The sequence below is a fragment of the uncultured Campylobacter sp. genome (assembly GCF_938040115.1).
Lineage (GTDB): Bacteria > Campylobacterota > Campylobacteria > Campylobacterales > Campylobacteraceae > Campylobacter_A.
In genome coordinates, this window is record NZ_CALHXD010000107.1 from 1 (window position 1) to 10,507 (window position 10,507).

Consider the following 10,507-nt stretch of genomic DNA (forward strand, 5'->3'; position numbering starts at 1 on the left):
ATAATACTAGCCTGCGTTTTTAGTATCTTATCTAGTCTTGATTACGCTTTTAGTAGCTTGGCAAGTTGCGTCTTTACGGCGCGCAGACGAGCCGCATCTTTGTCAAAAAAGCTTCGCCTTTTGTATTTTTGCATGATGGCGCTTTGAGCTTGTAAAAGCTCGGTTATATCCTTGATGTTTTTCGCAGCGACTTGGAGTTTTTGATTTGCCGCCGTGCTTATGCCATTTTTCTCGCTTTTTAGCGATATCTCTAGTAGGATCTGCGAGAGATAGGCACTGACGTTAGCATAATAATCCTCGTTGTCAAAAACGGCCGAAAAATATCCGCTAGCCTTTGTCTCTCGCTCTTTGACCGCGCTTGCTAGAGCGCTAAACTGCGCGGCGCTCATGATCGCTTCTTGCGGTTTGATGTCCATTTTTTCAAGCTCGTTAAGCTCGTTTTTTAGCTTAATTATATCGCCTGAGATAGGATGCTGCCTCATATCTGTCCTCGCTGAAGTTTATGTACCAACTCGTCATAGCTGACACCGGCGCCGGCTAAAATTTGCCCCAGTAACTTGCTTGAGGCCTCCATGCTGCCGCTTTTTTCTACCTCAAGCAGCTGCCTATATATGCCTTCGATAAATTTGACGCCTTCTGGATTTGGCTTACGGCGAACGGAGTAGTAACCGATAATCTCGCCGTTAGCATCTAGCGAGGTCGTAATATTGGCAAATACCCAGTAAAATCCGCCGTCAAAACTCTTATTTTTAACGAACGCAAATATCTCTTGCTTTGCCTTTATACGCTCTCACAGCAGCTTAAACACGATGCGCGGCATATCGGGATGCCTGATGATGTTGTGCGGCTTGCGCAAAAGCTGCTCTTGCGTAGCACCGACGATTTTTAAAAACGGCTGATTGCAGTAGGTTATCCTGCCCTTGACGTCGGTTTTTGATACGATAAAATCTTCTTCTTTTACGAAATATTCTTTACTTTCGTTCACTTTGTACCTTAAATTTTTCGGTAATTATAACCAAATATTACGCAAATGTAGCTTACTGGCCTTTTTAAATTTAGCATTCGGCGGGCGCGGCAAGCGTCTTTTAGGTTAAATTTGACGCCGTAAATTTAAGGGTAGGGCGAGTGGATTTTGGAGTGCAAATTTGAGCTCAAATTTAAAAAGCTCGGCGGCAAATTTAACTCCGTCGCCGAGCCGAAAATTTAAGCTCCCAAAAGGCTTAAATTTAGATCGCTTTAAGCAAGATTTTAGTTAGTTTTTTGCTAAACGCCGACGGATCGTCGATCGCGACGCCTTCGTTTAGCTTAGCCATATCTAAAAGCAGCTCAGCCGCGTCATAGATCATCGCCTCGTTTTGAGATAGTTTTTCGAAGAGCTCGTGCTTTGGATTTATCTCTAGTATTGGTAAAATTTTACCGGCACTATGCCCCATCTGCTTTAGCATCATCTGCGTAGCGTAGTCGGGATCGTTTTTATCATAGACGATGACGGCGGCGCTTTCGCTTAGACGTGAGCTTAGCTTTACGTCCTTGACCTCGTCTTTTAGTATCTCTTTCATCTTAGCTAGTAGCGCGGCAAATTTACCCTCGTCGGCTTCGCATTTTTCCGGCTTGATCTCGGCGTCGATATCGGTGTGATTTACCGCTTTTATCGGTGTTTTGTCGTAGTCTTGGACCATCGGCATGACGATAGAGTCTATCTCCTCGTCCATGATTAGCACCTCGGTGCCCTCGGCCTTAAAGCTCTCTAAAAGCGGCGAATTTCTTAGCATCGTTTCGTTGTTTCCGCTGATGTAGTAGATCGATTTTTGTCCCTCTTTCATCGCCTCTTTGTACTCTTTTAGGCTGATTAGTCCGTCGCGCTTGCTTGATTTAAAGAGGCAAAGGTCTAAAATTTGCTCCTTTTCGCTGCTAAATCCGTAAAGCCCCTCTTTGATCACCTTGCCGAATATTTTATAAAATTTGATGTATTTTTCTCTATCTTTTTCTTTTAGCTTGGCTAGTTCGCCCAGGATTTTCTTGACGCTTTGCTCTTTTACACTGCGCATTATGCCGTTTTCTTGCAGGATCTCGCGGCTGACGTTTAGCGGCAGATCCTCCACGTCGATGATACCTCGGACGAATCTAAGATACGGCGGCAGCATCTCTTTGGCGTCGTCGCTGATAAATACGCTTTTAACGTAGAGTTTCACGCCGCTTTGATAATCCACGCGAAATAGATCAAAGGGCTCTGACGCCGGCACGAAAAATAGGGTAGTGTACTCGATCTTGCCCTCAGCTTTTGTATGTACGCATAGCAGCGGATCCTCGCTATCATGCGAGATTTGCTTGTAAAAGTCGTTATAATCGGCATCTTTTAGCGCGCTTTTGTTCATTTTCCAAAGTGCCGAGGCCTTGTTAATTTGCACGTTTTTGGTCTCGTACGAGCCCTCTTTTTCGCCCTCTTTAGGCGCTACGTACTCTTCTTTATCCGCAAATATCGGATACGGGATGTGGTTGGAGTATTTTTTGACGATGTTTTCTATGCGGTAGGACTCGGCAAACTCGTCATCTTTTAGATAAAGCGTGATCGAGGTGCCGTGGCTATCTTTTTGCGCGGGCGAGATCTCGTAGGTTTTAGCGTCCGAACTCCACATAAAGGCCTCTTCGCCAAGCGCCTTTTTGCTCACGACTTCGATTTTATCCGCAACCATAAATGCCGAATAAAACCCGACGCCAAACTGCCCGATGAGCGCGCTATCTTTTTTAGCTTGGCCGCTTAGTTTATCCAAAAAGCCCTTCGTACCGCTTCTAGCGATGGTGCCGAGGTTATTTATCAGCTCATTTTTGTCCATGCCGATGCCGTTATCGCTGATCGTTAGCGTCTTTTTATCTTTGTCTATTTTGATATCGATTCGCGGGGAGTAGCTTAGGCTTTTGTATGCGTCGTCCGTGAGGCATAAATAGTTTAGCTTATCCAGCGCATCGCTTGCGTTTGAGATGAGCTCGCGCAAAAATATCTCTTTGTTTGAGTAAAGCGAGTGTATCATCAAATTTAGCAGCTCGTTTACCTCGGTCTGAAATTCAAATTTTTCGCTCATTTTTCGTCCTTTGTTTTTAAAATTTTTAGCAGATTATAGCACAAGGTGCTAAGAATATCTTTAAACTTGATACGATTACTATCAACTAACCTAAAATTTGTTTCTCAAATTTGAGTGCTTTTTCTATCCGCACAAAGTCGGTTTTACCCGTGTTATACACTTTGGCGTTAAATATAAAAGGCGTAAAAAACGGTCGCAATACTCGTCCGCTTAATCGTTTACGTGGTGCGGGTTTTGCCGTAAAAATCTGAAATTTATTCTAGCCCGGTGCCTATTTGCTCACTCGTAGCATTTTCGTAGTAGAAAATTCTAAAATCAGGCACGGATTTTGATTGCCGGCAAGCCTTAATCGCTTCATCTTGCTTCAGTGTAAAAAGTGACACAATCAAAAAAGAGTAGGGCGGGCAACAAAAATCGAAAAGAAAATTTCATCGTCTATCCTTTTGATTTACATTCGCCGCGATCAAATTTGAGCATTTTTCAAAGTGCAAATTTAAAATGGCTTCATTCTCGATCGCCGCTTTATAACTATCTGACTTCGTTTATCAGCTTTTGGCTCTCTTTTGCTTCGTAGTGGGTCGCGTACTTTTTGAGATTTTCGCAAGAGGTTTGTAAATTTTCTTGCCTGCATACGCCGTTTTTTAGCAGAAATTTAACCATATCCTCGCTGTCTAAGATCGCGGATAGTTTCGTAAAAACTTCCAGCTCTTTGGCCTCAAATTCGCTAAGCGGTTCAAATTTCAGCAGCTCCTCAAGGTAGCGCATTTTATCGCGGTAAAATTCGGTAAATTTTGAGGTTTTCGCAAACTGCCTTATTTTTGGATCAAGCGGAGCGTTTGCGATCGGCGAGGCACCGTTTTGACCCATAAAGATAGCTATCCCGCCAGCCACGCAAAGCATCACATCTTTGTCGCCGCGCGCGCCTTTGCTAAGAAGGTGGCTAAAAATCTCAAACGCTTCGACATTGCAAGCCGTGCGCAAAAGCTCGGGCGAGCCGATATCCGCACCGTTTGCTACGAGCAGGTCGATGAGACGTATCGTTTCTTTTTGATCGAATTTATATTTGCCGTCAGAGTTTATGCCAAGTGCAATAACCGTGTCAATAGGCGTGAAAATCATAAATTTATAGTTAAGATCCGGCTTAAATTTGAGCGCCTTTTTTATGCGTTCAAAGTCAAATTTGCCTGTTTTTATAATTTTTAGGTTGTAGATAAAAGGCGAAAAAAGGCGGTCGTTAAATTCGCCAAACTCATCATTTACGCGGTGCGGGTTTTGCGATAAAAAATCTAAAATTTGATCGAGGCCTGCGTCTATTTGTTTGTTCGTAGCGTTTTCATCAAAAAAGATATCAAGGTCAGGCTCTGGTAAATTTGAAGCGAATAAAATTTGAATTAAAACTATAAAGATAACGGCGAGCTTTTTCATAAATCCTCCTAAATTTACGGCTTTTACGAGGCGGTTAAATTTACGCGCGAGGCAAATTCGCGGTAAAAACAGGCGTTTTAGACCGCCGCTTTTTGCCTCTCGTTATCAAGCGTTTCTTGCATTTTCGCCCTTGCGTTTTCCAGCCACTCAGGCTCGGCGGTGTCGATGAGATCTAGGCAGATGATTTTGATTTTGCCGTTTTTAAAGCTAAAATTTTTCACGTCCATGATGTCCGAGCCCGCGATCACGACGGGCTGGATTTTTAGATTTAGCTTGTCGGCAATGATTTTCGCACCGCCTTTAAACGGCAAAAGCTCCCTTGAGTGCGAGCGCGTTCCCTCGGGGAAAATCGCCAGCACGCGCCCCTTTTCGACGCGGTCTTGTGCATCTTTTACGAGCTTGATGAGCGAGCGTTTATTCTCGCGCTCGACTGAGATCATCTGCGGCACGTGGATGATCTGGCCGATGACGGGCAGGTCGGCAATCTCTTTTTTAGCGATCCAGCAGAGATTTTTAGGATAGACTTCCTCTAAAACGACGATATCTAGCATGCTTTGGTGGTTCATGATGATCATATTCGCGCGCTCGTCGAAGTTGCCGACGATTTTGAGCGAATAAAAACCAAAAAGCCGCTGGCTCCTACCCCAAATTTTCCTCACGCCGTGAATATGCTTTTTAAAAAGCCACATGAAAAACACGACCAAAAGTATGCTAATGAGAAACTCGACCGCGAAATACGCGGCCTTTATCCTAGAAAATATCATCTTTTTTTACCCAGCCTATCTTGCCGTCGTCTAGTAAAATTTTGACGTAGTCCTCGCGTTCGCCGAGGATCTCAACCTTTTCCTCCGCTTTTGAGGTGTAAAATACGCTCGAGTTTTGCGTAGGCAAAATTTTTACGTTTATGTTTTGCCTTAGCGTCGCGCCGCCAAACGGGTTGTAGCTATAAAGGATATAGGCTCCAAGGCCGACCACGACGATGAGGAATATCGCGTCGCGCTTAAACAAAAACGTGATCAAGAAAATACCGAAAAGCGCGTAAACTCCGATATTTTTGTAAATTTCAAATTTGCTTTGCTTTGGATTTAGTCCGATTTGCGTGCTGATCTCATCATCCTCCACGACGACCGGGAGCGAAAAGCTCACGAAATCTTTTTTTGCAAGGCTAAAGTAGTTAAAATCTATCGAGGTTTTTTCAGGCGAAAATATCGCGAAATAATATCCGCTTTGCGCGTCAAATTCGCCGCTCGTGGAGTCCACGCCTTGTTTGATGATGTCCTTATCCTCGATGAAAAAGTCCGCGATATTGCCTTTTTGCGCGTTTACTTCGACGATCATGATGAGATTTTTATCGTCGAATTTATTGGTTTTGTATTTTTTGACTTCGAGATTTTGAGCGACGACGTGATTGTATTTCTCGCCGCTTTTTAGCGCTACAATTTTAGGTAGCAAAAGCGTCAAATTTGCCGTCTGGAAAAACTCGCCGTTGCGCTTTAAATTTACAGTGATTTTTGGATTTTTCACGGCCTCGGCGGAGGCCTCGGCGTAAATTTGAGCCTTGTAAACCCCTTTGCCGTCGTTATCCCAGCGCAAATTTGAGCTTAGCCATTTTAGGTTTTGGGTTTCTGGCAAGACGGTTTGCAGATCAACGGCGATGTTATCCTGGATATCGACCGAGAGCGTAAAGCTAAAAATTTGCCCGACGTAGACTTGCTTTGGCGCGTTTAAAGCCTTGATAATGATGTCGTTTGGCTGCACGCGCTCGTAGAGCTGGCTGTCTTTTAAATTTAGCTCTGGCTCGTTGGTGGGTGCGATATTTTGCGGGATAGGCTGGCGCAGATGCGTGCCGCCTTGATTGCTTGGGGTTTGACTTTGCGCTACGGGGGTTCTATTTTGAGTAGCCGTACTTTGCGTCTGGCTTGGAGTTCTATTTTGTGCACTTGGTGCTTTGTTTTGTAAATTTGGCTTTTGCGCGGGCGTTTGGGGAGCAGACTTGATTACTTTTTGACTTTGCTCGTCGCCCATCATGTCAAACACACTAGGCTCGGTCGCCGTGCAAGCTAAAACAAATATAGTAAAAAAGGCTAAAAAGGGCTTTAGCAAACTAGCCCTTTTAGCATCTTTAGTCCATCATCCGTACCTAAAAATTTCTCGCAGGCGCGCTCGGGGTGAGGCATGAGGCCGAATATCTTTTTGTTCTTATCGCAAATTCCTGCTACCTCGTCGACCGAGCCGTTTGGATTTAGCTCTGCGCCGTTTGCGTCGCAGTATTTTAGCAGTACCTGATCGTTGTCGTAGAGGCCTTTTAGCGTCGCCTCGTCGGCGTAAAAGTTTCCCTCGCCGTGAGCGATCGGGATGTTTACGATCTCGCCGACGCTCAAATTTGATAGAAATTTATTTGCGTTTGAAACCACTTTTAGATAGTGGTATTTTGAGATGAAGCTTAAATTTTCGTTTCGTCTCATCGCGCCCGCGAGTAGTTTTAGCTCGCACAGCATCTGAAAGCCGTTGCAAATGCCAAGCACGTATCCGCCTTTTTGCGCATGTTTTACGACTGCACTCATCGCCGGGCTAAATTTAGCGATAGCCGCCGTGCGTAGGTAGTCGCCGTAGCTAAATCCGCCCGGAAGTACGATAAGATCGGCATTTATCTCGCTTTCTTTGTGCCAGATTATCTGCGTCTGGCAACCCAAAAGCTCAAAAGCGTACTTTGTATCTTGCTCGCAGTTCGTGCCTGGAAACAAAACGATGGCGACTTTCATTTTGCGCTCTCGCATTTATCGTTCAAATTTATCTCGTAGTCCTCAATGACGGTGTTTGCGAGCAGTTCTTCGCACATTTTGGTGAGCTCCTTGCGCGCTTCGTCTTTGCTTGCGGCACTTATATCCAGCACGATTTGTTTGCCTATTCGTACGCCGCTTACGTTATTAAATCCAAGCGAGCCGAGCGCGTGCTCGACTGCCTTTCCTTGCGGGTCTAAAACGCCGTTTTTTAAGGATACGTTGATGATAGCTTTCATTTTAAACCTTAGATAAAATTCTTTTTAAAACTTCTTCGTAGGCGACTTTTACGTTGCCAAGATCTTGACGGAATCTATCTTTATCGAGTTTTTCGTTCGTAGTCGCGTCCCAAAAGCGACAACTATCTGGGCTGATCTCGTCTGCTAGCAGGATATTTCCGTCTTTATCGACGCCGAATTCGACTTTAAAATCGACTAATTTTAAGTTTCTGTCTGCGAAAAATTTAAAGAGGATAGCGTTTATCTCGCGGCCCATGTGTTTTAGTCTGTCAAGGTCGTTTTCGCTCTTAACTAAGCCCATGATTAGACAGTGTTCGTCATTTACGAGCGGATCGTGCAGATCGTCGTTTTTGTAGTAAAACTCTACCAATGGAAACGACAAAACCGTGCCTTCTTTTATCGCAAGGCGCTTTGTTAGCGAACCGGTTGCGATATTTCTCACGACCACTTCAAGCGGGATGATTTCACATTTTTTCACGAGCTGTTCGGTGTCGCTTAGGGTTTCGACCAGGTGAGTCGGGATGCCTTTTTCTTTTAAAAGATGAAAAAGCTGCGTCGAAATTTTGTTATTTAGCGCGCCTTTACCGGCTTCGTTACCTCTTTTTTGCGCATCAAAGGCGGTTAAGTCGTCTTTAAATTCCGCTATTAGCAAGTTCGCATCGTCCGTTGCGAACATCTTTTTTCCCTTGCCCTCGTAGATCAGCTCTTTTTTTTGCATTTTTGCACTCCTTATTTTAGCTGTAAAATTTTGATCGCGTCAATCGCCGATTTTAGTTGTATATCGTCGTTTACGTTAGCCTCGGTTATTATAGTCTTATTGTCCGTGATTTTCGTAGCGTTTTTGTCGCTATTTGCGTCTATTTTGCTCAGTTCGTTGGTTAGGTGTTTTTTTAGTTCGCTCTCTTTTATAGAAAAGGCATTTTCATCCTGCTGAGGCACTTTGCCAGGAAATACGATAATATCAGGCTCAACGCCTGTTGCTTGGATAGTGCGGCCGCTAGGTAAGTAGTAGCGCGCTATAGTTAGGCGGATGGCCTCTTTGTCGTCTACGGGTAGGATGATCTGCACGCTGCCTTTACCGAACGTCTTTTCGCCGATAACGACGGCTCGTTTGTGGTCTTGTAGCGATCCGCTCACGATCTCGCTCGCGCTCGCGCTTCCGCCGTTAACTAGCACCGCAAGCGGTAAATTTGTGATTTTATTTGCTCTTGCGGCTTTAAATTCGCTATTTTCGCTCTCGTTTCTGCCCTTTTGAGATACGATCACGCCGCTATCTATAAACAAATTCGTCAGTCCGACCGCTTGGTTTAAAAGTCCGCCTGGGTTGTTGCGAAGGTCAAGGATGATGCCTTCCGCTTTTGGATATTTTTTGATAAATTCCTCGGCCTTTTCGGTTACGTGCTTGTCAAAATTTGTCACGCGAAGATATAGGATGTTGTCTTTTTCGATCATCTTTGCGTAAACGGACTCGACTGAGATGATGTCGCGCACGAGCTTGACGTCAAACGGCTTTTGCTCGCCTTTTCGCACGATAGTTATCGTAATAGGCGTCTTTGGTTTGCCGCGCATTTTATTTACAGCTTCGTCTATGGTGGTGCCTAGAGTCGCGTTTCCATCGATGCGAAGGATGATGTCGCCGCTTTTTATGCCGGCTTTATCCGCAGGCGTATTTTCGATAGGCGAGATGACCGTTAGGGCGCCGTCTTTCATACCGACAGTGATGCCTAGGCCGCCAAATTCGCCGTTTGTCTGTACCTGCATATCTTTAAACGCCTTTTCGTTTAAAAATCCGGAATGCGCATCAAGGTTGTTTAAAAGCCCTTCTATGGCTTTATCCACGATCTCTTTAAACTGTAAATCATCAACATAATATTTTTCGATAGTAGAAATGGTTTTTGTAAGTTTAGAGAGCGATTGCAGTTTAGAATTCGATCCGTCCTCGGTGGCTTTAGCATTTAAATTTGCGCTAAAAACCGCTCCGAATATCATAGCGCCCGCAACGCTTGAAAACAAAAACGTCTTTTTTTTATTCAAAGTTAATCTCCTGCCTTTTTAAGTGGGGGTATTTTAGTTAAATTTGCCTAAAAATAGGATAAAAGATTTAATAAAATTTAATTTTATTTTGTAAGTGTTTATATTAAATAACTTAGATAACTTGACAATAATCGACTAAAGTTATATAATACGCTCATTATAAACTAAAGGAGAAAAAATGGCGAATTTAGGCGAAAATTTAACCGCACAAATGCAAGAGCTGGTAGAAAAGGGAGTCGCGCTAGCGATACACGCGAAAAATCCGCAAACCTTTCCGCTTCATTTGCTTTGGGCGCTAGCCGCAGATAGTAGCTCGCTACTAAACCAAGTCTTTAACAAAATGAACGTCAGCAAGGACGCGGTGGAACTTGAAGTAAAAAGCAAAGCCGCACAGCTACCGACAAGCTCAAACGTCAGCAAGGAAAACGTGCAAATTTCAAGAGAGCTCATAAACTCTCTTGAAAGCGCAAAAGCTCTGATGGTGAGCCTAGGGGATAGCTATATCGCGGTAGATACGTGGATTATCTCGGCGCTTGAGCTGCCTGAAATTAAACAAATTTTAGGCAAATTTACAGATGTTTTAGAAATCCGCAAAAATTTGGAAAGCATTAGAGCAGGGCGCAAGATAGACAGCCAAACCGGCGACGAGACGCTAGATAGCTTGGAGAAGTACGGCATCGATCTAACTGCAAAGGCGCTAAATAAGGAGCTCGATCCAGTCATAGGGCGCGACGAAGAGATCACGCGCATGATGCAAATTTTAATAAGAAAAAGCAAGAATAATCCTATTTTATTAGGCGAGCCGGGCGTTGGTAAAACCGCTATCGTCGAGGGCTTAGCGCAAAAAATCGTGGCAAAAGACGTGCCTACTAGCCTAGCAAACAAGCGAGTGATCGCGCTTGATATGAGCGCGCTGATCGCGGGCGCGAAGTACCGCGGCGAGTTTGAA

Annotated in this window: 10 protein-coding genes and 1 pseudogene; 1 reads left to right on the forward strand and 10 read right to left on the reverse strand. The window is 44.4% G+C overall.

All coding sequences use genetic code 11. The annotated features are described in order from the left end of the window. Positions 1–41: 41 nt before the first annotated feature. The 10 genes and pseudogenes from Q0314_RS04085 to Q0314_RS04130 form a co-directional block, all read right to left on the reverse strand. A complete protein-coding gene (locus Q0314_RS04085; protein ID WP_298056801.1) occupies positions 42–482 on the reverse strand; it encodes a hypothetical protein in 441 nt (146 codons plus the stop codon). After that, positions 479–985: pseudogene (locus Q0314_RS04090) on the reverse strand (PAS domain-containing protein). Before Q0314_RS04090 ends, Q0314_RS04085 begins: the two are co-directional and overlap by 4 nt. 241 nt (positions 986–1,226) lie before the next feature. Beyond that, positions 1,227–3,080, reverse strand: a complete 1,854-nt coding sequence (htpG, locus tag Q0314_RS04095; RefSeq protein WP_298056802.1) for a molecular chaperone HtpG — start codon at positions 3,078–3,080, stop codon at positions 1,227–1,229. A gap of 528 nt (positions 3,081–3,608) precedes the next feature. Further along, entirely contained in the window at positions 3,609–4,505 is an 897-nt protein-coding gene (locus Q0314_RS04100; protein ID WP_298056804.1) for a hypothetical protein, read from the reverse strand. A gap of 77 nt (positions 4,506–4,582) precedes the next feature. Then, the gene (locus Q0314_RS04105; protein WP_298056806.1) at positions 4,583–5,269 is read right to left on the reverse strand and encodes a lysophospholipid acyltransferase family protein; all 687 of its coding nucleotides are present in this window, start codon (positions 5,267–5,269) and stop codon (positions 4,583–4,585) included. Then, positions 5,256–6,608 carry an SH3 domain-containing protein gene (locus tag Q0314_RS04110; protein ID WP_298056808.1) on the reverse strand — a complete coding sequence of 451 codons (1,353 nt, stop codon included), beginning with the start codon at positions 6,606–6,608 and terminating at the stop codon, positions 5,256–5,258. The genes Q0314_RS04105 and Q0314_RS04110 overlap by 14 nt, the downstream gene beginning before the upstream one ends. Continuing rightward, positions 6,602–7,267, reverse strand: coding sequence for a phosphoribosylformylglycinamidine synthase subunit PurQ (gene purQ, locus Q0314_RS04115; RefSeq protein ID WP_298056810.1), 666 nt, complete (start codon positions 7,265–7,267; stop codon positions 6,602–6,604). Before purQ ends, Q0314_RS04110 begins: the two co-directional genes overlap by 7 nt. Continuing rightward, a complete protein-coding gene (gene purS / locus Q0314_RS04120; protein WP_298056812.1) occupies positions 7,264–7,524 on the reverse strand; it encodes a phosphoribosylformylglycinamidine synthase subunit PurS in 261 nt (86 codons plus the stop codon). Before purS ends, purQ begins: the two co-directional genes overlap by 4 nt. A 1-nt stretch (position 7,525) precedes the next feature. Then, positions 7,526–8,242, reverse strand: a complete 717-nt coding sequence (gene purC, locus Q0314_RS04125) for a phosphoribosylaminoimidazolesuccinocarboxamide synthase (protein WP_295144445.1) — start codon at positions 8,240–8,242, stop codon at positions 7,526–7,528. An 11-nt stretch (positions 8,243–8,253) separates the two neighbouring features. Continuing rightward, positions 8,254–9,558, reverse strand: coding sequence for a S41 family peptidase (locus Q0314_RS04130; protein ID WP_298056815.1), 1,305 nt, complete (start codon positions 9,556–9,558; stop codon positions 8,254–8,256). A gap of 178 nt (positions 9,559–9,736) precedes the next feature. On the opposite strand from Q0314_RS04130, the gene Q0314_RS04135 reads away from it, so the two are divergent. Beyond that, positions 9,737–10,507, forward strand: a 771-nt coding sequence (locus Q0314_RS04135; RefSeq protein WP_298056818.1) for a Clp protease N-terminal domain-containing protein, incomplete at its 3' end; no start/stop codon positions are given.